A 25,898-nucleotide genomic window follows, 5' to 3' on the forward strand; every position below is an offset into this window, starting at 1 on the left:
GGGTGCTCATGGACGATACATTCGAGCTTCGGGGCAAACGTGTTTTCGTGGCAGGGCATCGCGGCATGGTCGGCTCGGCCGTTGTGCGCAGGCTCGCGCACGAGGATTGCGAGGTCCTGACAGCATCCCGTGGGGAGCTTGATCTCATGGATCAGGCCGGCGTGCGCATTTGGATGGCGGCGCGCCGCCCAGACGCCGTGGTGATGGCGGCGGCCAAGGTCGGCGGCATCCTGGCAAACGACAGGTTTCCGGTCGACTTCCTCCATGAAAATCTCGTGATGCAGACCAATGTCATCGAAAGCGCTTTCCGCAGCGAGGTGCGGAAGCTGCTGTTTCTTGGGTCGTCCTGCATCTATCCGAAATTCGCGCCCCAGCCGATCTCCGAGGACGCGCTGCTGACGGGCCCGCTCGAACCCACCAACGAATGGTACGCCATCGCCAAGATTGCCGGCCTGAAACTGTGCCAGGCCTACCGGCGCCAATATGGTGTCGACTATATTTCGGCGATGCCGACCAATCTCTACGGCCCCGGCGACAATTTCGATCTCAACTCCAGCCATGTCGTGCCCGCGCTGATGCGCAAGGCGCATGAGGCCAAACGCCGAGGCGACAAGTCGCTGGCTGTCTGGGGATCGGGCAAGCCCATGCGCGAGTTCCTGCATGTCGACGATGCCGCCGATGCCCTTGTCTGGCTGCTGAAGAATTATGCTGGCGATAGCCACGTCAATGTCGGCTCGGGCGAGGATGTCACCATTGCCGAACTCGCCCGCACGGTTGCAGCCGTGGTCGGCGCCGACGTCGAGGTCACGTTCGACCCGACGAAGCCCGATGGCACGCCGCGCAAGCTCATGGACGTGTCCAGGCTGTTTGCGACCGGCTGGCGCCCGCGCTACACGCTTCGCGGTGGTTTGGAGGAGACCTATGCCTGGTTTCTCCAGCACATTGAAACGGGCGACGTCCGGCTCGGGGCCGCGTGACGAAAGATGTTGATCGCCACTAACAGGAAAGACGGGCTCGGTGGCCGCCTGCTGGCGATGGCGAACGCAAAGGCGCTGGCCGACAGGCTCGGCTATCGTTTCGGCTTCACCTGGAACAGCAGGACAATACTCGACGAGGGGTCCCATACCGTCGACGTGGTCGGGAAGATATTCAGCGCCGACTTCATCGAGAAGCATTGGCTGGGCGAGAAGATCTCGAGGGCCGGTTTCGGCATTCTTGGCGGCAAGCAATTCACGCCGTCGGACCTGGGCGCCGTGGCAAGGCAGGGACGGTTGCGCGGCTGGATCTGCAACGACTTCGATGCCCTCGATTTTTTCCACGACGACAGTGCTGAACCGGTCGCACGATCAGAAACGCTGCGGGCTATCGGTTTCTCGCCAGCCGTACGAACGGCGCTGGATGCGGCTGGCAAATGCCGCTTTCCCGGTCCGATGGCGGCATTGCATCTTCGCAGTGGCGACATCGTCTACGGTCAAAATCGCAGAAGACTGGTTTTCGCCGAAAAGGTGATCCCCTCGGTCCTGGCCAAGGCGATCATAACGGAGCTTTCATCAAGGGGGCTGACAACGCTGCTGGTCGGCCAGGATCATGCCACGCTCGACTATCTCAAGGCCGAGACCGGGGCGTTGCGCACCAGCGATTTCGGGGCCGGCGAATTCAGGGAGGAGACCCTGAATGCATTCTTTGAGATGGCGCTGATGGCAAGGTGTCAACAGATCCATGCCGGCGGCAGCATTTATGCAACGATAGCATCGCTGATGGGCGACAAACCTTGCCTCGGCACCAGCGCCTTGTTCAGCAAGTCCCGCGCGGCGGAAATCATCACGGATGAATTGCGGGCGCACCAATCCGACTACCATCGGCTTGAGGCGGCTTTTGGCTATCGCTGGGCCTTTCAGTCGCTGGAGGACGAGATCAGTCCGGCGCGAGCGCGGGAGCTTCTGGGAAAGGCTCAGGCGCTCGATCCGGAAAACGACGGCTACGAGCTGAAAATGGCCGCGGCCTGTTTCCGCGACGGGGATTATGCCGCTGGCGAGGCGATCCTGAAATCGCTGATGATAGGCCAGTCAGGAAGACGCTCCAGCATTCCATTGCCAATGATGGACATGCTGACCACCCGGCTCGGCGGCTACCGGGCGATGGCAAACGACTTCGACGTTTTCCTCGCCGCCGCGAGAGCCGGCCACTCTTACGCGATGGCGTGCTCGGCCTATATCCTCGTCGAAGTGTTCGACGACAGGACACCGGCGGTGGAGATGGCAGCGAGGCTGGTGGAGATGGAGCCTGGAAATCCGATCTTCAGGAAAATCAGACGGCGGGTGGCAATGGGCAAGAGGCCGGAATCCGGTCGGCTGGCGAAGGCAAGATGGCGCCTTGGCGGACTTCGCGGGCTGTGGTCATGAGTCTCGCCAGTAGCTCAGGTCTGATAGAGCATGAGCGCAAGAACCAGTGGATTGCGCTCGACATGGACAAGAAAAGCTAATGGGACGATCGCAAGGATCGGCCGCAAGGATCGGCCGTGAATTCGAGAGCCTCGCCAGGCAGGCCGCCGATCTTTGCTACCTATGGAAATTGCGGCGGCGGAAGGTCATCCCGTTCAATTATCATGATAGGCGCATTCGTTCGTCCCACCACTGAGAAAACGCGCTTTAGAAAATGTGTCAGATGGCCCTCACTGTAGACTTCACGACGAACTGCTATGAAAATGACTGGCGGATGGTGTTGGGGGAAAAGTACCTGCGCACCGTCGTTGGGCGCTGCTCCTACCCTTTTTCAAGCCGCCGCCTTATCATAAACAACGTCAAGGAGCGCGGCATCGTCGAGACAGCCGCAAAGGCAGCGATCGATCGCGGCGACATCGACGAATATCTTTTTGAGGAAGACCATGCGGCAGCCGCGTTGGAGTTCTTCCAGATCGACAAAGCGTCCTTCGGTCGCGGCTATCTCTACTCGATCAGTGAACTCGTGGCGATTTACGCCAGCAGCGCCGCCTATCTGCTCTACTACATGGGCGACTCGTTCCCCAAGCGCCGCCACCACTGGATCGTTCCCGCCCTGGCGTTGATGGAAAGCAGCGCCGATCTTGTTGTCGCAAATCCCTGTTGGAACGATCGATTCAAGGAGGCGAAGAAGGAAAGCCAGGGGCAGATTGACGATTTCTTCGTCGGCTATGGTTTCTCCGACCAATGCTTCTTGGGAAAGATGTCCGTATTCCGCGCCCCGGTCTACGGAGAGAAGAACCATGCGTCGGAGCGGTATCCAGCCTACGCTGACGAACCATTCGAAAAGCGCTTCGATGCCTACATGCGCAATCACGGCCTGAAGCGGCTTACGCATAGATCCGAGAGCTACATTCATCAGAATATGCCGAAAGCTGGCCTTAAACGAGCTTGGCGGGAAATCAGGCCATTCGTCAGCCCGTGGCTTTAGGCGCACGCCTTGCGGTCGGAAGGGGCCACATCCAGTGGCGAAAGCCTGACGCCTGGTACCAAACCTATGCCTGGTTTATCCAGCGCATTGAAAAAGGGGATGTCCGCCTCGGAGCGGCTTGAGACCAGTCAATGCTAATTGCCGCGACCAGAACCGACGGATTGGGTGGCCGCCTGCTGGCGATGGCCAATGCGAAATCGCTGGCCGACGGGCTCGGATGCCGTTTCGGCTTCACCTGGAGCGACGAGGCCATCCAGGACAACACATTTCACATCGTCGACGTGGTCAGGAAGATATTCTCCGACGCTTTCATCGAGAGGTACTGGCTGGGCGAGCAGGTCGACATTTCACGCTTCGGCCTTCTGGATCGTACGATCTTCACGCCAGACAGTCTTGAGGCGGCCGCCAGGCAGCGGAATCTCGAAGGCTGGATCTGCGACCAGTTCGACATTCTGAGCTCATTTCGCGCGGATGGGGCAAAACCCCTCGCACGATCCGAAGCACTGCGCGGTTTTGGTTTCTCGGCCGACGTGACGGAGGCGATCAGCGCCGCCGGCGGGGTGCGATTCCCCGGCCCGATGGCGGCGCTGCATCTTCGCAGCGGCGATATCGTTCATGGCCGTTATCGGACGAGATTGATTTTTGCCGGCAAGGTGATCCCATCCACTCTTGCCAAGGCAATCGTCTCGGAGCTTTCGGCCAGGGGGTTGAACACCCTGCTCATTGGCCAGGACCGCGAAACGCTGGAGTATCTGAGGTCCCAAACCGGCGCCTTGCTGACCAGCGATTTGGAGGCCGGAGAATTCGAGGATCGCACGCTCAAGGATTTCTTTGAAATGGCCCTGATGGCGCGTTGCGAGCAGATCCATGCGGGAAACAGCATCTTTGCGACCGTAGCATCCGTAATGGGTGATATTCCTTGCCTGAATTCCGATGCGCTGTTCAGCAAAGCCAGGGCGGCGGAGATTGTCCTTGAGGAATTGAAAGCCCACGAGCCCGACTATCATCCGCTCGAGGCCGCCTTTGGCTATCAATTCGCTTTCCTGAACCTTGAGGACAAGATCAGCCTTGCACAAGCAAGGGAAATTCTGGACCGCGCGCTCGCACTCGATCCGGAGAACTATATCTACGTGCTGAAGATCGTCGCCGCCTATTTCCGCGAGGGCGACTTTCCCTCAGGCGAAGCCCTGCTGAAATCGCTGATGAGCAGGCAGTTCCAGGCGCGCGCCAAGATCCCCTTGCCGGCGATGCGGGTTCTTACCGAGGTGATTGGGGGCAAGAATGCCATGGCAAGGGATTTCGGACTTCTCTTCGCCTCGGCACAGGCCGGCCACCCCCACGCCATGGCATGTTCGGCCTATCTTCTTCGCGAATCGGGAGAGCCCAGGCGGGCGCGCGAGATGGCGGCGCGGTTGGTGGAGGCTCAGCCAGCAAACCCGATGTTCAGGAAAATCAAACGCTGGATAAGGTTGGGTAGAAAACCCGAGACCGGTTTTCTGGCCAGGATCCTATGGAAGCTTCGACAGCTGAGGCCGTTTTGAGCCGATGCTTACCGGTAAGGAGGGGTCTGGATGGTGGGCGTGACAGGGATTGAACCTGTGACCCCTGCAATGTCAATGCAGTGCTCTCCCGCTGAGCTACACGCCCATCCGACGTCGCGCATACACCATTTTTGAACCAGCGCGTCAATAGCCGGAAAAGCGAAAGAAAGACGCATGCCACGGCATTGTGGATGACCACCCGGAAGGTGGCCCGAAGTGCGTCAGGCGGCCTGCAGCATCTTCTCGACCTCGTTGACGAGATCGCGCAGATGGAAGGGCTTCGACAGCACCTTGGCGTCCTTCGGTGCCTTGGAATCCGGGTTCAACGCAACGGCGGCGAAACCGGTGATGAACATGACCTTGAGGTCGGGATCGATTTCCGTGGCCCGGCGCGCGAGCTCGATGCCGTCCATTTCCGGCATGACGATATCGGTCAGCAGCAGCGAGAAAGGCTCCTCGCGCAACCGCTCATAGGCGCTGGCGCCATTGTCGAAATCACTAACCTGGTAACCAGCGCGCTCCAGCGCCTTGACGAGGAACCGACGCATATCGTCGTCGTCTTCCGCCAGAAGAATGCGTGCCATCATATCCCGTCCGAATCACCCGCCCGAGACTGCCGTCCGGCCAGCCCGTTAACCATCCTGTATATGAGGCGGTGACGGTAAACATCAAGTGAACGCCGAGCCGGCCTATCCACATTTGGCTGGGATATCAGCCTGAAATTCCCAGCATATTGCCGGAAACCGCGGTCCATCGATTGAAAGTGCCGGAGCATAATTCGCTGGCCGGATGGACAGGCTGGTCTCCTGGCAATCCGCGTGCCGAAAAGCTGGACATGCGGCCGCCAAGGTGGCACTTTCAAGGGATGATGCACTGGTGTTTTCGGGTTCGTTCAAAGTGAACACGGCAGCCGAGGACTTTTCGGTCGTTGCCCCCTTCGAAGTCCGATCGGGTGCCGAACAGCGCGTTCCCTTCCTCTTCAATTCACCGCATAGCGGCCGCTACTATCCGGAGCGGTTCCTGGCCATGGCAAGGCTGGACCGCAACGCCATCCGCCGCTCCGAGGACTGCTATGTCGACGAATTGTTCGGCGGCGCCGTCGCGCTCGGCGCGCCGATGCTGGCGGCGCATTTCCCGCGCGCCTACCTGGACGTCAACCGCGAGCCGTGGGAACTCGATCCGCGCATGTTCGCCGAGCCGGTGCCGTCCTTCTGCAACATCCGCTCGGCACGCGTGGCCGGTGGCCTTGGCACAGTGCCCAAGCTGGTGGGGGAGGGACTGGCCATCTATTCAGGCCGCTTGCCGCTGGCGGAGGCCGTCGCCCGCATCGAAGCCGTCTACAAGCCTTATCATGAGACGCTGAAGCGGCTTCTGACGCGAACGCATGCGCGGTTCGGCTATGCCGTGCTGATCGACTGCCACTCGATGCCGGCGAGCATCAGGGTCGGCGACAGCGGCTTGCGGCCGGACTTCATCATTGGCGACCGCTTCGGCATCTCGGCCACGGCGGCATTGACCGAGATGGCAATCGGGGTGCTCACCGCCATGGGCTACACCGTCGCCCACAACAAACCTTATGCCGGAGGTTTCATCACCGAGCACTACGGCCGCCCCGCGCGCCATCTCCATGCCTTGCAGATCGAGGTCAATCGGGGGCTCTACATGAATGAGAGGACGTTCCAGAAAACGGCTGGTTTCGATGCGCTCGCCGATGATCTGACACGTTTCTGCGCCGATCTCATGGCGATGCCGGATCACCATTTTGTCGACCTGCCGCTGGCCGCGGAGTGATATCGATATCCTCGATACAACGCCGTAAAAAAAGACCGCATCGTTTTCACGATACGGTCGAAGTCTAGGGAGGAAACGCCCAAGGAGGGCATGGACAGGAAAACCTGTCCGAGGATGAGGGTATTGTGCGCTGCACAAATGTCAAGCGAGATCCAGGCCTTTTTAATTCACTCTGATGTGGAAATTGCACGTTGATGACGCAGGCGTGACATTTGTGCAACGCCTGCAGGTCCATAAAAGTCTCCGCATCCCCTTGTCTTGGCTGAAAACTAGCGGCAAACGAGGGGTCGGGAATGCCGCAGCGCGGGAGAATAAGTTGGATATCAGCATCGATTTCATGCGGCGCATCGCGCAAGCAGCGGCGGCCGAGACCTTGCCGCGCTTCCGCAGCCAGGGCGCGGTGGCCAACAAGGAGAAGGGCAGTTTCGACCCGGTGACCGAGGCCGATCGCGAGGCCGAGCGGGTCATCCGCGCGCTGATATCGGCTGAGTATCCAGACCATGGCATCCTCGGCGAGGAGCATGGCAGCGAGAACATCAACAGCCGGCATGTCTGGGTGATCGATCCAATCGACGGCACGCGTGCCTTCATTTCCGGCCTGCCGGTATGGGGGACGCTGGTTGGGCTGACGGTCGATGGCGATGCGGTCGCCGGCATGATGTCACAGCCTTTCACCGGCGAACTGTTCTATGCCAACGCCTCCGGCTCCCACTATGAGGGGCCGGGCGGACCGCGAAAGCTATCGACCCGCAAAACCACGAAGCTCGCCGAGGCGACGCTGTTCACCACCACGCCGGCGCTGTTCAAGGGCGAGGCGCGCAAGCGCTACGATGCATTCGAAAAGCAGGTGCAACTCGCCCGCTACGGCACGGATTGCTATGCCTTCGCCATGGTCGCCGCGGGAAGCGTCGACATCGTCGCCGATCCCGGATTGAAGCCCTACGACATCGTCGCGCTGATCCCGATCATCGAAAAGGCCGGCGGCGTCGTCACCACCTTCGATGGCGGACCGGCGGAGAATGGCGGCGACGTCGTGGCCGCGGCGACACCGGAGCTTCACGCGGCGGCGATGGCGGCGCTGCGCGGCTAAAGCGGAAAATCCGCTGACTTCTGCCTGAACGCCTTAGCGGAAGCCATAGGCGCGGAGCGTCACCTGACTGCAATGCATGGCCTGATTTCTGCTTGGGGATTGGTCGCGGTCGCTGCTGGCAGGCGAATCTGGCTTGGCCAAGGATACAGATATTGCCTTCGTGAGTGATGTCATGCGTTTGAGCCGGCTCATTCTTCTGCTCTCCCTCGGGCTCGTGCTTTTCGCGAGACCCGGTTTTGCCGACACCGAGGTCCGCGAGGAAAAGCTCTTGTTGCTGATCCACGTCGGGTCTCATGACGAGAAGATCGAGACGCTGGTGGTGCGTCCCGTGGTTGGGGACAGGTTTCCGATTGCGCTGATCGTCAACGGTTCGGCGGCGGCATCTCCGTCGAAAATGCATCCCGAATGGCTGGCGCACTTGGCGCATGACTTCGCTCATCGCGGCTGGCTTGCCGCGTCGATCGTGTGGCCGGGTTACGGCAACTCCACCGGAAAATTCATGAACCGGGCCGGGACCTGCGCCGCCCCCAACGTCGCCATGTTTCTCGATGCGCATGGGAACGAGCTCGCGGCGGCGTTGACGGCGCTTCGAAAACGTACCGACGTTGATCGATCCGTCGTATTGGGCGTCGGCGTATCGATTGGCGGCGCGTCCATCCTGGATCTGTCGGCGCGCCCCGGTCGGCCATTGACGGCGGCCATCAACATTTCCGGCGGGGTCTATCACTATGACAGAGTGGGCGTCCCCACCCCCGGCTGCGCCTTGTTCAAGGCGGACCTCGTGGGAAACATGGCGCGTTTCGGCAAAGACAACCCCACGCCCACCCTCTGGTTCTACGCCGCGAACGATCCGTATTTCGGGCCGGATCTCGCCAGGCGGATGGTGGCGGCTTACCGCTCCCGGGGCGGGCAGGCCGATTTCGTCGCGCTTCCGCCGTTCGGCACGGATGGACATACGCTTTTCAAGCAGAAGGCCAGTCCGCTGATGGCGCCAGGGATCGACGCGTTCCTGCGACGGAACGGTCTTCCGGCAATGGATGACGCGGCTTTGACGCCCATCCTCTCCCGGCTCGGGCCAGCGGATCGGGCCAGCGCCGAACTGTACCTGAAAAATGATGCCGAAAAAGCCATGGCAATGCCGGAGAAAGCCAGGGGCATCTATTGGCACTATGGTGCGCGTTCCCTCGACGATGCGCGGAAACAGGCTCTTGCCACGTGCCAAAAGGCGACCAGCCGGAAGTGTCATCTCGTCGCGGAGAACACACATCCGGCGGATGGATGGCAACGGGTGGTTGCTGGCAAGGAATGACGTTCAAGCCGCGTCGTCGGTTCCGGGAATGAAGGCGTCGAAGGCGGCCAGGAACGGCTCGCGATAGATGTCGGCTTCCTGCAGGATTTCGTGGCGCGCACCGTCGATCATCAGCAGCGAGCCGAGACGCAGATGCCGGGCATAGGCCTCCACGGCTTTGGTCGAAACGACCTGGTCGGTCCCGGCGGCGATTATCAGCAGGGGAATCTGGATCCTGGCCATGAAGTCCGGGTCGCTGACGGCTTCGGCTGCCTGCGCCGCCGCCCTCAGCCATCGGATCGTCGGGCCGCCGAGCGCCAGTTGCGGATAGGTCTGGTAGAGCTGCGTGTTTCGTGCGAACCGCGCCGGGTCGGTGGTCACCTTGTTGGTGGCGAAGGGCGGCGGCTGTTTCTTCCGCGGTCCCCACGCGGCGTAGAGACGGCCGAGCCCAAGGAAACAGAAAATGAGCAGACGCGCCGCACCGTGGATATCGAGACGGGCAGGCCCGGCAAGGTGAAAAATGGCGCGATCAGCACCATGCGCCGCACCCGGTTCACCATCGATGGCGCGGCAAGCAGCGCAATGACCGCCCCCGCGGAGTGGGCCAGTATGTAGTAAGGCCCACGGCAGTCGGGCAGCACGATCTCCTCGAAGAACTGCTCGAGATCGCTGGTGTAGTCGTGGAAACTGCGGACATAGCCGCGCTGGCGGTCGCGGATCATGCGGTCGGAGCCACCCTGGCCGCGCCAGTCGAGAGTGGCAACGCCAAGACCCCGGTCGGCCAGGTCGCGGATGGTCTCGAAATATTTCTCGATGCATTCGTTGCGGCCGGTCAGGACCACCACCGTGCCCTTCATCGGGCGGCCGGTGGCAGGAAAGAGGCCATAACGGATCTTCTTGCCGTCGCGCGTGGTGAAGAAGCCGCCGGCGGCATTTTCCGGCGTCGGGTTGCCTGGAATTTCGTGGAAGAGGTCCGTCATTCGGGCTTCGTTATTCTGTGTCGAGCCTGACCCTGCGAGGCGCTGACATGGTGATAGACGCCAACGCGCCAAAAGCAAAGGATTTCCAGGTGTACGGAGCTCCGGGCACGCCGTGCCAACGAGCAAGGCCGGAAGCCGCCATTGGCGTGCTTCCGGTCTCTGTCGATCCGGGAGGAAGGGACGTTACACCCGGTTCGGCCTCGTCGCGGCGCCTTGTCCGGCGCCGCCTGTTCCTTGAACTTGGGTGCATTCTAGCGCCGCCAGTCTGAACGAGCGCCGAAGCCCCGGTTCATCTGGCGTTCATCGAGACCGGGGCCGCCCCGTCATTTCATCGAAAAACAAAATCTTGAAATGCTTTCGGCCGCTCCCCAAATGTCGGTTGCGGTCGCCAATGTCGGGTCCGCTGGTCCATCCGAAACGCCGCTCAAGGGTTTCGCACCGGCCATACGCAAACCATGTTGCTCAACAGGAGAACACCCTATGCGTCACGTTGATTTTTCCCCGCTTTATCGTTCGACCGTCGGCTTCGACCGCCTTTTCACCATGCTCGATTCGCTTGCGCAGCCGGATGGCGGCGCGCAGACCTATCCGCCATACAACATCGAGCGCACCGGTGAAGATTCCTACCGGATTTCGATGGCTGTCGCCGGCTTCTCGGACGACGAGATCTCGATCGAGGCCCATCGCAACGTGCTGACCGTCAAGGGTGAGCGCAAGGATGAGGGCACCGGCGAAGGCTCCGAACTGCTCTATCGCGGCATTGCCTCCAGGTCCTTCGAGCGCCGCTTCCAGCTTGCCGATCACGTCGACGTCGTCGGCGCTTCGCTGAAGAACGGCCTGCTCTTCGTCGACCTCAAGCGCAACATCCCCGAGGAACTGAAGCCCCGCAAGATCGCCATTACGGCGTCTTCGGAGAAGGCCAAGCAGATCGAGGCCAAGACCACCGCGTAATCGCGAAGGTCCGCAACGCAACAGACACGTCTCCTCCCGAGACGAAGCGGCGCCGAAAGGCGCCGCTTTCTTGTTGGCAGCCCGCCTGTGCCACTCCCAACCCATGGTACTGGCCCTTCCTCCGAATGCCGCGCTGCGTCAGGCTTCGGCACTTGGAATGGATCAAGGGCGATGTCTGATTTTTCCTGGGCGCTGACGGGCACCGTCGCCATCACCTTTCTGCTGGCCGGCATCGTCAAGGGCGTGACCGGCATGGGCCTGCCGACGCTGGCCATGGGCCTCTTGGGCACCATCATGCCGCCGGTCGCCGCCGCCTCGCTGCTGGTCGTGCCGTCCTTCGTCACCAACATCTGGCAGTTGTTCGCGGGACCGAGTTTCGCGCCGATCCTGCGCCGGCTGTGGCTGATGATGATCGGCATCCTGATCGGCACGCTTGGCGGGGCTTGGCTGCTGGCCAGCGACAACGTCAAATGGACGACCGCCGGCCTTGGCGCCGCCCTGATCGTCTATGCCGCCTACACCTTGCTTGCCCGGCAATTGAGCATTCCGGCAGCCGCCGAGCGCTGGGCTTCGCCCTTCGTCGGGCTCCTCACCGGTCTTGTCACGGGCGGCACCGGGGTCTTCGTCGTCCCGGCCGTTCCCTACATCCAGGCGCTGGGCCTGGGCAGGGAAGACCTGATCCAGGCTCTCGGCCTTTCCTTCACCGTATCCACCATCGCACTCGCCGCCGGCCTTGCGTCGAATGGCGCCTTCCAGATCGAGCATATCGCCATGTCGGCGCTAGCAGTCGCGCCGGCACTGCTAGGCATGTGGCTGGGCCAGCTTCTGCGGCAGCGGATCAGTCCGGAAACCTTCCGCCGCTGGTTCCTGGTGTTCCTGATCCTGCTTGGGCTCGAGCTCCTGGTGCGGCCATTCGTTGGCTAGGGCGTGATGCCCCGGACGAGAACGCTCACGCTTCCGATCCCGCCCCCAGCAATGCCTCGAACCGCGCGATGCTTTCATCCGTCGTCGCAAAACTGGTGACGAAGCGGTAGAGCGCCTCGTCTTCGCCGATATGGCCGTCGAAACCATGCGGCCTGTGCCAGTCATAGAAGGCGGCGCCCGCTGCCATCAGCCTGTCAGCCTCGGCTTTTTTCATCACCGCGAAGACCTCGTTGGCCTGCGGCAGCCAGGCCAGTTGCGCCGATGCGGAATCCTCGATCGCCGCTGCCAGGCGCGCGGCCATGGCGTTGGCGTGACGGGCCGTGTCCAGCCACAGGTCGTCCTTGAAATAGGCCTCGAACTGCGCGGCAATGAAGCGCGACTTGGAGAATAGTTGTGCTGCGCGCTTGCGCAGGAAAGCCAGTTCCTTGGCGCGGTCGAGATCGAACAGCACGACGGCTTCGGCGCACCAGCAGCCGTTCTTGGTGCCACCGAAGGAGACGATGTCGACACCGCGCTTCCATGTCATTTCCGCTGGCGTTGTTTCGAGTGCGACCAGAGCGTTGGCGAAACGCGCGCCGTCCATGTGCAGCGGTACCTTGTGATGCCTGGCGATCGATGCGATGGCATCGATGTCATCCAGCCCATACACCGTGCCGACTTCGGTCGACTGGGTGATCGAGACGGCCATCGGCCGCCCCCAATGGACGACCTCAGGAGCGAAACGGCCGATGATCCGCTCCAGATTGTGCGGGTCGATCTTGCCCAGCGCGCCGTCGATGGCATGGAGGCGCGAGCCGCCGCTGAAATATTCCGGCGCGCCGCATTCATCCTCGATGACATGTGATTCGCGATGGGCGAAGGAAATGCCGCCTGGCTTGTTGTAGGTGGCCAGCGACAGGGAGTTGGCGGCGGTGCCGGTCGCCACGAAAAACACCGCGACCTCGCGTTCGAAGATCTCGCTGAAACGCTGGTAAACGGCCTGGTCAAGAGCGCCATCGCCATAGGCGGTCGAAAAGCCCCCGGCGTTGGCCGACAGGCCGGCGGCAATATTGGGATGGGCGCCTGCCCAATTGTCGGAAGCGAAAAACATGCATCTGCCTATGTTGGGGAAATCGGCGCGAGCTTGCCCGGTTTTGCAGGCCGATCGCAAGAGCCAGAGGCCGGAAAACAGGTAAAGCCAGCGAACACGGCAGGGCGTAGGCTGGCGACTTTAGCTTACGTTTTTTCTCCACTTCACGCAATTTTCTGTCGCCGGAGCCCCAAGTTTTTTGTGAATCGGTCTTGTGTGCTCCGGGGATTTCTGTCATAAAAATTTAGGACAGTAGTGCTGTCTTATTTTGTCGCACAAAACAGGCTGGATTGGCGTATCATTTGGGCCTCTCCGGCTGTTGCCGCGAGCGACAGATGGACGGCCGAGACTGGCCTGTATGAATGCGAGCCATGCGGAAAGCCGTTTGGTTCGGCAAGGAATTCGCAAGACGTGCCGCAAGGATCAGGGTGAGCCAAGCGCTTGCCGAGGCAAACCAGCGCCTGAAGGGCTGGGAATGGAGGACAGGAGATGACGGACATGACGCACTCTGCGACGAACGGCCAGGCCGCGCAGACGAAAGCGGCTACCGTCAAAAATACGTTTCGAACCAATACCGGTTTCTCCGCCCACGGCCTTTACGATCCGCGCAATGAGCATGACGGCTGCGGCGTCGGCTTCATCGTCAACATGAAGGGCGTGAAGTCGCATCAGATCGTCGTGGACGGGCTTGCCGTGCTCGAGAACCTGACGCATCGCGGTGCCGTCGGCGCCGATCCGCTGGTCGGCGATGGTGCGGGCGTGCTGGTGCAGATTCCCGATCTTTTCTTCCGCCAGGAGTTGGCGGCCCAGGGCATCGAACTGCCGCCGGCGGGCCAGTATGGCGTTGGGCACTGGTTCATGCCGCAGGACGCCGCCCTTCGCGCCCATATCGAGGAGATCATCGCCGAATCGGCGCAGTCCGAAGGGCTGCCGCTCATCGGCTTCCGCGACGTACCCGTCGACAATTCATCGCTGTCGAAGGCGCCTGATATCGTGGCGTCCGAGCCGTTCCATCGCCAGGTCTTCATCGGCCGTACCGCCGACATTCCCGACGACGAGGAGTACGAGGCCAGGCTCTATCTGCTGCGCAAGGTCGTATCGGGACGCATCTATGCCGAGAACGACAACAAGGACATCGGCGCCTATTGCGTGTCGCTGTCGGCGCGCACCATCGTCTACAAGGGCATGTTCCTGGCCTATCAGGTCGGCGCCTATTACAAGGACCTGACCGATCCGCGCTTCGATACCGCGCTGATCCTCGTCCACCAGCGCTTCTCGACCAACACCTTCCCGTCGTGGAAGCTGGCGCATCCCTACCGCATGGTCGCGCATAATGGCGAGATCAACACCGTGCGCGGCAACAACAACTGGATGGCGGCGCGCCAGGCGTCCGTCGATTCCGAACTGTTCGGCAACAACATCTCGAAGCTCTGGCCGATCTCCTACGAAGGCCAGTCCGACACCGCGTGCTTCGACAACGCGCTCGAGTTCCTGTTCCAGGGCGGCTACAGCCTCAGCCACGCCATGATGATGCTGATCCCGGAAGCGTGGGCCGGCAACAAGCTCATGGATGCCGACCGCAAGGCTTTCTACGAATACCATGCGGCACTCATGGAGCCGTGGGACGGACCGGCGGCTGTCATCTTCACCGATGGCCGCCAGATCGGCGCCACGCTCGACCGCAACGGACTGCGCCCGGCCCGCTATATCGTCACCGACGACGACCGCGTCATCATGGCCTCGGAAGCCGGCGTGCTGCCGGTGCCGGAGGAGAGGATTGTCAAGAAGTGGCGGCTGCAGCCCGGCCGCATGCTCTTGATCGACCTTGCAAAGGGCCGCATCGTTTCCGACGAGGAGATCAAGTCGGAGATCGCGACCAAGCATCCCTACAAGACCTGGCTCAGCAACACGCAGCTTATCCTGGAGGACCTGAAGCCGGTCGAACCGCGCGCGCTGCGCAGGGACGTCAGCCTGCTCGATCGCCAGCAGGCTTTCGGCTACACCCAGGAAGACACCAAGCTGCTGATGTCGCCGATGGCGACCACCGGCCAGGAAGCCGTGGGATCGATGGGAACGGACACGCCGATCTCGGCGATGTCGGACAGGTCGAAGCTGCTCTACACCTATTTCAAGCAGAACTTCGCCCAGGTCACCAACCCGCCGATCGACTCGATCCGCGAGGAGCTGGTGATGAGCCTGGTGTCCTTCATCGGACCGCGGCCGAACATCTTCGACCTTGTCGGCAATTCGCGCCGCAAGCGGCTTGAGGTGCGCCAGCCGATCCTGACCAATGGCGATCTCGAAAAGATACGCTCCATCGGCCACACCGAAGACCGCTTCGACACCAAGACGATCGACATCACCTACGCCGCGAGCGAGGGCGCGGCCGGCATGCAGGGGGCCATCGACCGCCTGTGCGAGCGGGCGGAAGCAGCGGTCGCCGGCGGCTACAACATCATCATCCTGTCCGATCGCCAGCTCGGACCGGACCGCATCGCCATTCCAGCACTGCTGGCGACGGCGGCCGTGCATCACCACCTGATCCGCAAGGGCCTGCGCACGTCGGTCGGCCTCGTCGTCGAATCCGGCGAGCCGCGCGAGGTGCATCATTTCTGCTGCCTGGCCGGCTATGGCGCGGAAGCGATCAATCCCTATCTTGCCTTCGACACGCTCACCGACATGCACAAGCGCGGCGAACTGCCGGAAGAGGTCGACGCCTACGAAGTCGTCTCCCGCTACATCAAGTCGATCGGCAAGGGCATCCTCAAGGTGATGTCCAAGATGGGCATCTCGACCTACCAGTCCTATTGTGGCGCGCAGATATTCGACGCCATCGGGCTGAAGTCCGAGTTCGTGCAGCAGTATTTCACCGGCACCGCGACGCTGATCGAAGGCGTCGGGCTGGATGAGGTCGCGGGCGAAACCGTCAGCCGTCACGCCGACGGTTTCGGCAACGATCCGGTGCTGCGCAGCAGCCTGGAGGTCGGTGGCGAATATCTGTTCCGCATGCGCGGCGAGGCGCATATGTGGTCGCCCGACGCGGTCGCCACCTTGCAGCATGCCGTGCGCCAGGGCTCATGGGATACGTTCAAGGATTATTCCGCGCAGATCGACAGCGAGACAGCTCGCGCACAGGCCATTCGAGGCCTGTTCAAGATCAAGATGGCTGAAGAGACCGGCCGCGAGAAGGTCGCGCTCAACGACGTCATGCCGGCCGCCGAGATCGTCAAGCGCTTCTCGACCGGCGCCATGTCCTTCGGCTCGATCTCCAGGGAAGCGCACACCACGCTGGCGCGCGCCATGAACGCCATCGGCGGCAAGTCGAACACCGGCGAGGGCGGCGAAGAGGCAGATCGTTACCTGCCGCTGCCCGGTGGCGGCAAGAACCCGGAACGTTCGGCGATCAAGCAGGTCGCCTCGGGTCGTTTCGGTGTGACCGCCGAATACCTCGTCAATTCCGATGTCATGCAGATCAAGGTGGCGCAGGGCGCCAAGCCCGGCGAGGGCGGCCAGTTGCCCGGCCACAAGGTCGACGCCACCATCGCCAAGGTCCGGCACTCGACGCCGGGCGTCGGCCTGATCTCGCCGCCGCCGCATCATGACATCTATTCGATCGAGGATCTGGCGCAGCTGATCTACGACCTGAAGAACGTCAATCCGGCGGCCGACGTGTCGGTCAAGCTGGTGTCCGAAGTCGGTGTCGGCACGGTCGCGGCTGGCGCCAAGGCGCGGGCCGACCACATCACCATTTCCGGATATGATGGCGGCACTGGCGCTTCGCCGCTGACCTCGCTCAAGCATGCCGGCAGCCCGTGGGAAATGGGCTTGGCCGAGACGCACCAGACCCTGGTGCTGAACGGCCTGCGCTCACGCGTGGCGCTGCAGGTCGATGGTGGCCTGCGCACCGGCCGCGACGTCATCATCGGCGCGCTTCTCGGCGCCGACGAGTTCGGCTTCTCGACCGCGCCGCTGATCGCGGCCGGCTGCATCATGATGCGCAAGTGCCATCTCAACACCTGCCCGGTCGGCGTCGCGACGCAGGACCCGGTGCTGCGCAAGCGCTTCAAGGGCACGCCCGAGCATGTCATCAACTTCTTCTTCTACGTGGCCGAGGAGGTGAGGGGCCTGCTCGCCGAAATGGGCTTTACCCATATCGACCAGATCATCGGCGACACCGACCTCCTGGAAAAGCGCGAGCTGATCCATCACTGGAAGGCGCAGGGTCTTGATTTCAGCAAGATGTTCTACAAGCCCGATGCACCGCACGAATTGGTGCACTGGACCGAGCGGCAGAAGCATCCGATCGACGACGTGCTCGACCGCAAGCTGATCGAATTGGCGAAGCCAGCACTCGAGAACAAGCAGCCGGTCAAGATCGAGGTCGACATCCGCAATGTCGACCGTTCGACGGGCGCCATGCTGTCGGGCGAAGTCGCCAAGCGCTTCAAGCACAAGGGCCTGCGCGAGGACACGATCCAGGTGAAGCTCACCGGCACGGCTGGCCAGTCGTTCGGCGCCTTCCTGGCACGCGGCATCTCGTTCGAGCTTGTCGGCGCCGCCAACGACTATGTCGGCAAAGGCCTGTCGGGTGGGCGCATCATCATCCGGCCGCCGGAAGAGGCCAGGATCGTCGCGGCCGACTCCATCATCGTGGGCAATACGGTGCTCTATGGCGCGACCGAGGGCGAGGCCTATTTTGCCGGCGTTGCAGGCGAGCGTTTCGCGGTGCGCAATTCAGGCGTGGCGGCGGTTGTCGAAGGCGTCGGCGACCATGGCTGCGAATACATGACCGGGGGCATCGTCGTCGTCATCGGCCAGACCGGCCGCAACTTCGCCGCCGGCATGTCGGGCGGCGTCGCCTATGTGCTGGACGAAGCCGGCGATTTCGCCGAGCGCTGCAACATGGCGATGGTCGAGCTGGAGCCGGTTCCGGAAGAAGACGATCTCATGGAAAGGCTGCTGCATCATGGCGGTGACCTCGACCACAAGGGTCGCGTCGACGTGTCCGGCGACATGACCAGCCATGATGAGGAGCGGCTCTACCAGCTGATCTCCAACCATGTGCACTACACGGGTTCGGTGCGCGGTCGCGAGATTCTCGACGACTGGACGACATTCCGGCCGAAATTCCGCAAGATCATGCCGGTCGAATACCGCCGCGCGTTGATCGAGATGGAACGCATGCGCATGGGCGTGGCCGCGGAATAGACTTTGCAATTGCCGGGGAGCCCAGGCTTCCCGGCCCCACTTTCATCGACAGTTTGACCTCAAGCGGAAGGTTGCCACGGCGGCCTCAAGAGGTTAACGGGTGCGGCGAAAACCGTACCATCTGGACAGCAGGAACTGGACTATGGGCAAGGTAACAGGCTTTCTTGAAATCGACCGGCAGGTGCACAAGTACCAGCCGGCCTCCGACCGCATCCGGCATTTCCGTGAGTTCACGCTGCCGATGTCGGACAAGGAGGTCGAGAAACAGGCGGCGCGCTGCATGGATTGCGGCATTCCGTTCTGCCACGGACCGACGGGCTGCCCGATCCACAACCAGATCCCCGACTGGAACGACCTCGTCTACAATGGCGACTGGGACAACGCGATCCGCAACCTGCACTCGACCAACAATTTCCCGGAGTTCACCGGCCGCATCTGCCCCGCGCCTTGCGAGGAAGCCTGCACGCTGAACCTCGAGGACATTCCGGTCGCCATCAAGACGGTCGAGCAGGCGATCGCCGACAAGGCCTACGAAACCGGCCATATCCGGCCCTATCCGCCGGAAAAAAAGACCGGAAAGCGCGTTGCCATCATCGGTTCCGGACCGGCCGGCATGGCGGCTGCCCAGCAGTTGGGCCGCGCCGGCCACGACGTCCACGTCTATGAGCGCGAGAGCCGGCCGGGCGGCCTGATGCGCTACGGCATTCCAGACTTCAAGATCGAGAAGCACTATATCGACCGGCGCATCGAACAGATGCAGGGCGAAGGCGTGACCTTCCATTGCGGCGTCAATGTCGGCGTCGACAAGCCTGTTGCCGAACTGCTCGCCGAGTACGACGCCGTGCTCTATTGCGGCGGTTCGGAAACGCCGCGCGCGGCCGACATTCCGGGCGACGATCTCGGCGGCGTCTATGATGCGATGCCGTATCTGGTGCAGCAGAACAAGCGCGTCGGCGGCGAGCCGATCCAGTCGGTGGCGTGGCCGTCGCATCCGATCATCGCCGGCGGGCAGCATGTCGTCGTCGTCGGCGGCGGCGATACCGCATCCGATTGTGTCGGTACTGCTTTCCGGCAGGGTGCGGTGCGCGTGACGCAGCTCGACATCCGTCCGCAGCCGCCGGAGAAGGAAGACAAGCTTTCGGTCTGGCCCTACTGGGCAACGAAGATGCGCACCTCGTCCTCGCAGGCCGAAGGCGCCGAGCGCGAATTCCAGGTGGCGACGCTTGAATTCATCGGGGAAGAAGGCCAGCTGACCGGCGTGAAATGCTGCGAGGTCGACGAAAAGCGCAAGCCGATCGCCGGTTCGGAATTCGTCATTCGCGCCGATCTCGCCTTCATCGCCATCGGCTTTGCCGGGCCGACCACGGCCGGACTGGTGACTGAATTGGATGGTCAGATGAAGATCACCACCGACAGCCGCCGCTCGAAGAACGTCGAGGCCAATGACCGCGACTACAGGACCAGCGTCGACAAGCTCTATGCGGCGGGCGACGTGCGTCGCGGCCAGTCGCTGGTCGTCTGGGCGATCCGCGAGGGCCGCCAGGCGGCGCGCTCGATCGACGAGGCGCTGATGGGGTCGAGCGTCCTGCCGCGCTGATACCGTCGTCGGATCAGAACACGTCGCTTTGGATGGCGATGTGTTCCAAATCGTGCGTATCCCTGTATCCCGAAATCGCTTCGGGCTTGGGCGGCCTCCTTGAGGACCTTTCGAAAACCGTCGCGGGTTCTCGAAAGGTGGCGCCGTGGCGCGGAGTTCAGCTCTCCAGCCAGACCTTGTCCAGCTGTATCTGGTCGAGCGGATGGGCATGGCGGTTATTCACCGCGGCGACGAAGTGAACGAAAATCTTGCGCCAGTAGGGCTGGATGATCACCGCTGAATCCTGGAGGATCTTCTCCACGTCCTGCATGGCGGCGCGACGTTTTTCAAGGTCGGCGATGGACAGGGCCTCATTGAGCTTCGCATCGAATTCGGGGTTGGAGAAGCTGGTTTCGTTCCAGGCCTCGCCGCTCCGGTAGGCAAGCGCCAGGACCTGCACGCCCAGCGGCCGCATCGTCCAGCCGGTCAGCGAGAACGGATACTTCGTCCAGTCCGTCCAGAACGTCGAGCTGGGCAGCACGGTGCGCTTGACCTTGAAGCCGGCTTCCCGGAGCTGTCCGGCGATCGCGTCGGCCGTGTCCTTATGCCAGTCGTCGTCGTCACTGATCAAATCGTGCTCGAAATCCAGCTGGCCCGCCTCCTTCATCAACGCCTTCGCCTTGTCGAGGTCCCGCTCCACTTTCGGCAACGGGAAATATTCGGGGTGGATCGGGCAGACATGGTGGTTTTCGGCCGGGGTGCCGCGGTTGCTGTAGCCGAGGGTCAGGACGGCGGCATTGTCGACGGCCAGCTGCATGGCCCTGCGCACCCGCTGATCGTCATAGGGCTTCCTGGTCACGTTGAAGCGGGCAACGGCGGTCGCCGCGGTCTGCGCCTCGCTGCGCTGAAGGCCCAGGGAATCAAGGACATCGATCTGGTTGCCGGTGGTTTCGAAATTGCAGTGGACTTCGCCAGCCTCGAAGGCGCTTGCCACCGCGTTGGGGTCGGTCCCGTAGTCGATGAATTCCACACCGTCGAGATGTACTTCGCCGCCCCACCAGGGGCTTTCGCGCCGCTTGTACACCGCGCGGGTCGAGGTCTCGAAGGAGACGAGTTCGAAGGGGCCGGTGCCGATCGGGTGCTTCACGAGGTTGGAGCCGGTTTGCTCAAAACTACGATGCACCAGCAGTGCGGGGAAATCCGCGAAATTGGCGATGAGCGAGATGTCGGACTTGGACAGCAGCAGCTTGATCGTATGGTCATCGACCCTGACGATGGCGCCTTCGCGCGCCTTACCGGTCTTGGCGTCGACGAGCGCGGCCATGCGGCCTGCCATCGAGTTGCCCGGCGCCTTCTCGCACCAGCGGTTGAGATTGAACAACGCGTCCTCGGCGGTGAAGTCGTCGCCATTGTTCCATTTCACGCCCTTGCGCAGATGCAGGACATATTCGGTGGCGTTGTCGTTGATCTCCCAGCTCTCAAGCAGCTTGGGCTGGAAGGTGAAGTCGGCGGTGTATTCGACGAACGGCTCCAGGAACTGGCGTCCCAGATTGCCCATCTCGCCCCAGTCGAAGGTGCGCGGGTCCTTGAGTTCCTTGACCAGCATGGCGATCTTGAGGACGCCGCCCTTCTTCGGTTCCTCCGCCCGTGCCGGCATTGGCGCCGCCAGGCCGATCAGGCCGTACGCGCCTGCCGCGCTCACGCCCATGATGCTGGCGATGGCGAGGAATTCGCGCCGGTCCATCCTGCTTTCCCGAACCATGGCCGCCATCTGTGTGACAGGCGCCGGAACCGGCTTTTCGGGGCTATTGCGGGTGTTCATCTGTTGTTCTCCCATGACCGACCAAGCCGTCGGGTTTCTAAAGTCGCATCGCGTGGCAACCGGCGACGACCGGAGGATGATCGCTCACGTGAACGAAACATCCAGTGTGCCGTACTGGTTGAAATCGGCCTTGAAGACGTCTCCGCTTGCGACGGGCAAGGCTCGTGCGAAGGCGCCCGACATGACGATGTCGCCCTCGGCCAGATGTTCACCCCGCTTGAGCAGAGTATTGGCAAGCCAGGCCACGCACGTGGCGGGATGACCCATGCCGATGACCGACAAGCCCGTCTCTTCCACGACACCGTTGCGCGACAGAGTGGCGCCGACCCAGCGGCTGTCGATGTCATCAGGCCGGAAGCGCTGTTCGGCCAGGATCACCCCCGCAAAGGCCGAATTATCAGCGACCGTATCCGCCACGATGCGCGGTGGCGCCATCCGGTGGTCGACGAGTTCCAGCGCGGGCACGATGCGATCCGTCGCGGCAAGGACCTCGTCGAGATTTTCGATGGGACGATCGATGTCCCGGCCCATGATGAAGGCGAGCTCGACCTCGACATGCGGCTTTACGAGACGCTTCGCCGACAGGCTAGCACCGCTCTGGTGGACGGCATGGCGCAGGATCCGCCCATGGATCGGCGCGTCGAGATCGCAGGCGATCTGCGTCGTCAGCCACGTCAGGCCGATCTTGTAGCCGGCGAGAGCGATGCCTTGCTGTTGCCGCATCCGCGTCAGCAGGTCCTGGATGCGATAGGCGTCATCGAGGCTGAGCCCGGAATGCTGGCCGCTGAGCGGCGGCATGGCCTCGCCCTCGCGCTCGGCGCGCAGGATCGCCTCCGCCGCGTTGCGGATATCCAGTTCCGTCAGTCCGCCCAGTTCCGTCAGTCCGCTCGGTGCCTCGACCATCGTCAGCCTCACATCAGATCCACAACGACTTTGCCGAGTGCTCGTCCGCTTTCAAGATGGCGAAAGGCATCGGCGAGTTGCTCCAGCCCAAATCGGGCGGGATCGACCAATGGCCGCACCTTGCCGGCATCCGCCAGGACCGCGATTTCCCGCATGATGCGTCCGTGATCCTCCCGGCCAATGTTTTCAAGCAGGGGAATGAGCATGAAGACGACATGCAGCGACAGCGCCTTGGCGTGCAAGGGCGACAAATCGTGCGTGCTGCGCGCGGCGGTTGCGGCAATGCGGCCGCCAATTGCCGCCGCCTGGAAGGAGCGATCGAGGTTTTCCCCACCCACGGTGTCGATCACGACGTCGAACCCACGGCCCTCGGTCAAGCGACCAACATAATCCGCGACGCTCTCCTGGCCGTAGAGGACAGTGTGGTCGGCGCCAAGGTCGTGCGCGATGACAGCTTTTTCAGGTGTGGAAACGGTGGCGGTGACGCGTGCGCCCCGCGCCTTTGCCAATTGCAGGGCGATGTGGCCGACGCCTCCGCAGCCGGCATGCACCAGGACGTGGTCGGTGGCGCGGACATCCGCTCTCGCCATGCAGTTCCAGGCGGTGATCGATACCAGTGGCATGGCGGCGGCTTCGCGCATCGAAAGATGGCTGGGCTTTCGGGCCAGCAAGCGGGCGTCGGCCGCGATATAGTCGGCGAAGCTGCCGCCCAACCCTCGCACGCCTCCGGCGCAGCCATAGACCTCATCGCCCGGGGACAGGCCGGAAACGTCATCTCCAACGGCTTCGACCGTTCCGGACAGGTCTGCGCCGAGGACCGCCGGCAGAGCGGGGCCGATCGGCAATCCGTTGCGAATGCGGGCATCAACCGGGTTGAGTGCGCTGGCGTGCACACGCACCAGCACGTCTCCAGGACCTGGGTGAGGCATGTCGATCTCGGTCAGTTCGAAATTCTCCGGCCCGCCGACAGCCTTCAGTACCATTGCACGCATTCGATATTCCCGACCCGAGTAGACCACGGGCGAACTCTGCCGCTTCGGCTGGTTCAACGGAAACGCATAAATCTTATGGTATCGATCTGGAACGTTTCTAGCTAAGAGTCGGGCCTCGGCATCAAAGGAAGCCCGATGCGATACCCCGACCTGGAAATCGATCTCCTGCGCGCATTCACCACGGTGGCGGAGACGGGCAGCTTTACGGCCGCGGCCGACGTGGTCGGCAGGTCGCAATCCGCTGTCAGCCAGAAGATCATCCGCCTGGAGGAACTGCTGGGATGCCCGCTGTTCAATCGGACGAGCCGGTCGCTGGTTCTCACCGGGGAAGGCGAACGATTGCTGTCGGCGGCGCGCCGCATGCTTGAATTCAATGACATCGCGGTGCGCACGCTGGTCGAGCCGGCCGACGTCAAGCGCCTTCGCATCGGCATTTCGGAGGACTTCGTTCCGCACCATCTGCCAGCGCTCCTGGCAAAATTCGCCGCGCTTTGCCCGGCCGTGCGGCTTGAACTGATGACCGGCCTGAGCTGCCACCTGCTGGCCGCCTACGAGGATGAAGGGCTCGATGTGGTGATCGCGAAGAAGGACGGCCGTGCCCAGCGCGGCCGTGTCATCTGGCGTGAGCCTTTGGTGTGGATCGCTTCGGCGGGCTATGACCACCAATCGCCCGAAACTGTCCCGCTGGTGCTTCTGCCGACGCCTTGCACCTATCGCGGCGTCGCTATCCGGGCCCTGGATTCAATACGGCGCGACTGGGGCGTGACGTGTACGGTGAACAGCCTGAACGGCGCGCGGGCGGCCGTGGCGGGAGGTTTCGGCGTCACGGTGCTGGGACGATCCTTCGTCCAGGAGGGGCTTTGCATCATCCCGCCGTCCGAACTGTGGCCGGTGCTGCCGATGACGGAGATCGTGGTGATCGGCGAGGAGACGATGGAGGCACGCATCGTGCAACCTCTGCTCTCGTTCCTGACCGAAACCCTGTCTCGCGGCAATGGAGCGAGCGCCTTGCCTGCCTGACCAACTGCTGAAGGCATTCCATCAAACACGCGGGTGCTTCAGGGGATCGTCGGCGCCGTCGTGCTGGCGGTGGCTGCTGTTGTCGCGGGCGATGCCTTTGGTGGCCAGGAGAAGTCATCGGCTCGGCCGGGGGAGGCGTCGGACGCCTTGCCCTTGATGATGAGCTTTTCGCCGGGCAGGTTCACATCAGCCTTCGCCGGAGGTGCTGCGCCAAGCAGTTCCGAGCCGCCATCGAGCGCCGGATCGTTGAGCAGCATCGGCACGGTGCGGTCGACGATGACTGGCACCGGCGCGGGAGCCGGCGCCTCGACAGGGGCTCCCGCCGGTGCCGAGACCGTGACGGCGCTTCCCGGTGTGGTCAGCCCAAGGATCTTCATCAGCGGCTTTTCGGTATAGAAGGCAAGCTTGCGCTTTCCGGCCTTCGACACGTTGATACCGTCATCGGCGCGCAGCCGTACCGCCTGGCCGTTGATGTCGGGTCCGCTGGCGACGAAGGCGCCGTTCTCGTCGACGAACCCTTCCCAGACATCGACGAACTCACCGCCATGGCTTTCGGCGGACGAGTGATAGATGTCGTTGAAGGCCAGCATGTCCGAGGTCATCTTGGATACCCGGAACGCCGGCATGCCGACCCACAGGAAGGGCACTTTGGTCGCGGCGATGGCTTGCCCGAACGCGTCGGTCCGGCGCTCGTACTCCTTGGTCCAGTTCTCGGACCGGGGTTGCTCGCGCACGTCGCCGACGCGCATCTGCTGGCGGTCGTTGGATCCCAGCATGACGACAACGGCAGCGGGCTTTTCGGTCTCGATCAGCGACTTGATCTGTTTGGGCCAGTCGTAGAAGTCGTCACGCACGAAGCCGGACGAGCCGTTGCTGCGGGAGACGATCCTGACCCCGGCATTGTCGGCAAAAGCCGTATCGAGACCCTCGGCGAGGCCCGAGGCCATGAAATCGCCGACCACCAGCACGACGCGGGCATCGGGCGCCTTCTCGACGATCGGCGTTTCCGGTGCGGCCGGCTCCTGCGGAGGCCTGGCTTTCTTCACCTTGGGCCTCGGCCTTGGCTGCTGCAACTCGGCTGGCGGCTCGACCCGTTCACTCCTGCGTGGAAACAGGAGGTCGCGCAGCGACCAGCCATGGGTCTGCTGATCCTGTGCCATGGCCGGAGCATGAAAGGCGCTGATCCGGCGGCGAGCAGGATGACGGCCAGAATCAGAATCGGCGCGCGGCGAAAGAGCATCCTGATACGCGCAGCCGAAACCAATCGCTCCTCCCTTGGCCCATGACCCGAAACCGGAATCGATCCCGATGACC

17 protein-coding genes, 1 tRNA gene and 2 pseudogenes are annotated in these 25,898 nt (G+C 62.5%); 12 read left to right on the top strand and 8 right to left on the bottom strand.

What is annotated here, in order from left to right; genetic code table 11:
- The first annotated feature begins 8 nt into the window (after positions 1 to 8).
- From fcl to LGH82_RS25575, 4 genes are all read left to right on the top strand, one after another.
- Positions 9 to 977, top strand: coding sequence for a GDP-L-fucose synthase (fcl, locus tag LGH82_RS25560; protein WP_227345388.1), 969 nt, complete (start codon positions 9 to 11; stop codon positions 975 to 977).
- Positions 978 to 983: 6 nt separating this feature from the next.
- A complete protein-coding gene (locus LGH82_RS25565) occupies positions 984 to 2,402 on the top strand; it encodes a hypothetical protein (RefSeq protein WP_227345389.1) in 1,419 nt (472 codons plus the stop codon).
- Between the two features lie 262 nt (positions 2,403 to 2,664).
- The gene (locus LGH82_RS25570; protein WP_227345390.1) at positions 2,665 to 3,429 is read left to right on the top strand and encodes a hypothetical protein; all 765 of its coding nucleotides are present in this window, start codon (positions 2,665 to 2,667) and stop codon (positions 3,427 to 3,429) included.
- 131 nt (positions 3,430 to 3,560) lie between these two features.
- Complete coding sequence (locus LGH82_RS25575) at positions 3,561 to 4,970, top strand: hypothetical protein (RefSeq protein ID WP_227345391.1); 1,410 nt, start codon at positions 3,561 to 3,563, stop codon at positions 4,968 to 4,970.
- A gap of 31 nt (positions 4,971 to 5,001) precedes the next feature.
- On the opposite strand, the gene LGH82_RS25580 is transcribed toward LGH82_RS25575, so the two are convergent.
- Both LGH82_RS25580 and cpdR read right to left on the bottom strand, forming a co-directional pair.
- Positions 5,002 to 5,076, bottom strand: a tRNA-Val gene (locus LGH82_RS25580).
- Positions 5,077 to 5,191: 115 nt separating this feature from the next.
- Positions 5,192 to 5,554 carry a cell cycle two-component system response regulator CpdR gene (gene cpdR, locus LGH82_RS25585; RefSeq protein ID WP_006199474.1) on the bottom strand — a complete coding sequence of 121 codons (363 nt, stop codon included), beginning with the start codon at positions 5,552 to 5,554 and terminating at the stop codon, positions 5,192 to 5,194.
- A gap of 265 nt (positions 5,555 to 5,819) precedes the next feature.
- On the opposite strand from cpdR, the gene LGH82_RS25590 reads away from it, so the two are divergent.
- From LGH82_RS25590 to LGH82_RS25600, 3 genes are all read left to right on the top strand, one after another.
- A complete protein-coding gene (locus LGH82_RS25590) occupies positions 5,820 to 6,761 on the top strand; it encodes an N-formylglutamate amidohydrolase (RefSeq protein ID WP_227345392.1) in 942 nt (313 codons plus the stop codon).
- 316 nt (positions 6,762 to 7,077) lie between these two features.
- Complete coding sequence (gene hisN / locus LGH82_RS25595) at positions 7,078 to 7,851, top strand: histidinol-phosphatase (RefSeq protein WP_227345393.1); 774 nt, start codon at positions 7,078 to 7,080, stop codon at positions 7,849 to 7,851.
- A gap of 133 nt (positions 7,852 to 7,984) precedes the next feature.
- Positions 7,985 to 9,160 (top strand): hypothetical protein, encoded by a 1,176-nt coding sequence (locus LGH82_RS25600; RefSeq protein WP_227345394.1) that lies wholly within the window; start codon positions 7,985 to 7,987, stop codon positions 9,158 to 9,160.
- A 3-nt stretch (positions 9,161 to 9,163) separates the two neighbouring features.
- On the opposite strand, the pseudogene LGH82_RS25605 reads toward LGH82_RS25600, so the two are convergent.
- Positions 9,164 to 10,119 (bottom strand): annotated as a pseudogene (locus tag LGH82_RS25605) (alpha/beta fold hydrolase).
- Between the two features lie 480 nt (positions 10,120 to 10,599).
- Here LGH82_RS25605 and LGH82_RS25610 point away from each other — a divergent pair.
- Entirely contained in the window at positions 10,600 to 11,070 is a 471-nt protein-coding gene (locus LGH82_RS25610; protein WP_227345395.1) for an Hsp20 family protein, read from the top strand.
- 171 nt (positions 11,071 to 11,241) lie between these two features.
- Complete coding sequence (locus LGH82_RS25615) at positions 11,242 to 11,994, top strand: sulfite exporter TauE/SafE family protein (RefSeq protein WP_227345396.1); 753 nt, start codon at positions 11,242 to 11,244, stop codon at positions 11,992 to 11,994.
- 25 nt (positions 11,995 to 12,019) lie between these two features.
- Here the strand turns inward: LGH82_RS25615 and LGH82_RS25620 are convergent, their stop codons facing one another.
- Positions 12,020 to 13,084, bottom strand: coding sequence for a threonine aldolase family protein (locus LGH82_RS25620; protein ID WP_227345397.1), 1,065 nt, complete (start codon positions 13,082 to 13,084; stop codon positions 12,020 to 12,022).
- A 468-nt stretch (positions 13,085 to 13,552) separates the two neighbouring features.
- Between LGH82_RS25620 and gltB the strand changes: the two genes are divergently transcribed.
- Positions 13,553 to 18,271 carry a glutamate synthase large subunit gene (gltB, locus tag LGH82_RS25625; protein ID WP_227345398.1) on the top strand — a complete coding sequence of 1,573 codons (4,719 nt, stop codon included), beginning with the start codon at positions 13,553 to 13,555 and terminating at the stop codon, positions 18,269 to 18,271.
- 142 nt (positions 18,272 to 18,413) lie between these two features.
- Positions 18,414 to 19,868 carry a glutamate synthase subunit beta gene (locus LGH82_RS25630; RefSeq protein WP_227345399.1) on the top strand — a complete coding sequence of 485 codons (1,455 nt, stop codon included), beginning with the start codon at positions 18,414 to 18,416 and terminating at the stop codon, positions 19,866 to 19,868.
- Positions 19,869 to 20,025: 157 nt separating this feature from the next.
- Here the strand turns inward: LGH82_RS25630 and LGH82_RS25635 are convergent, their stop codons facing one another.
- The 3 genes from LGH82_RS25635 to LGH82_RS25645 all read right to left on the bottom strand — a co-directional run bounded on the left by LGH82_RS25635 (position 20,026) and on the right by LGH82_RS25645 (position 23,564).
- Positions 20,026 to 21,669 (bottom strand): ABC transporter substrate-binding protein, encoded by a 1,644-nt coding sequence (locus LGH82_RS25635; protein ID WP_227345400.1) that lies wholly within the window; start codon positions 21,667 to 21,669, stop codon positions 20,026 to 20,028.
- 84 nt (positions 21,670 to 21,753) lie between these two features.
- Complete coding sequence (locus tag LGH82_RS25640) at positions 21,754 to 22,584, bottom strand: 2-keto-4-pentenoate hydratase (protein WP_227345401.1); 831 nt, start codon at positions 22,582 to 22,584, stop codon at positions 21,754 to 21,756.
- Positions 22,581 to 23,564: a zinc-dependent alcohol dehydrogenase family protein gene (locus tag LGH82_RS25645; RefSeq protein ID WP_227345402.1), complete on the bottom strand. Its 984-nt coding sequence runs from the start codon at positions 23,562 to 23,564 to the stop codon at positions 22,581 to 22,583. Before LGH82_RS25645 ends, LGH82_RS25640 begins: the two co-directional genes overlap by 4 nt.
- Before the next feature lie 135 nt (positions 23,565 to 23,699).
- Here LGH82_RS25645 and LGH82_RS25650 point away from each other — a divergent pair, with 135 nt between their 5' ends.
- Complete coding sequence (locus LGH82_RS25650) at positions 23,700 to 24,584, top strand: LysR substrate-binding domain-containing protein (protein ID WP_227345403.1); 885 nt, start codon at positions 23,700 to 23,702, stop codon at positions 24,582 to 24,584.
- A 38-nt stretch (positions 24,585 to 24,622) separates the two neighbouring features.
- Here the strand turns inward: LGH82_RS25650 and LGH82_RS25655 are convergent.
- Positions 24,623 to 25,848 (bottom strand): annotated as a pseudogene (locus LGH82_RS25655) (DUF459 domain-containing protein).
- Positions 25,849 to 25,898 lie beyond the last annotated feature (50 nt).

The sequence above is a fragment of the Mesorhizobium sp. PAMC28654 genome (assembly GCF_020616515.1).
Taxonomy (GTDB): Bacteria; Pseudomonadota; Alphaproteobacteria; order Rhizobiales; family Rhizobiaceae; genus Mesorhizobium.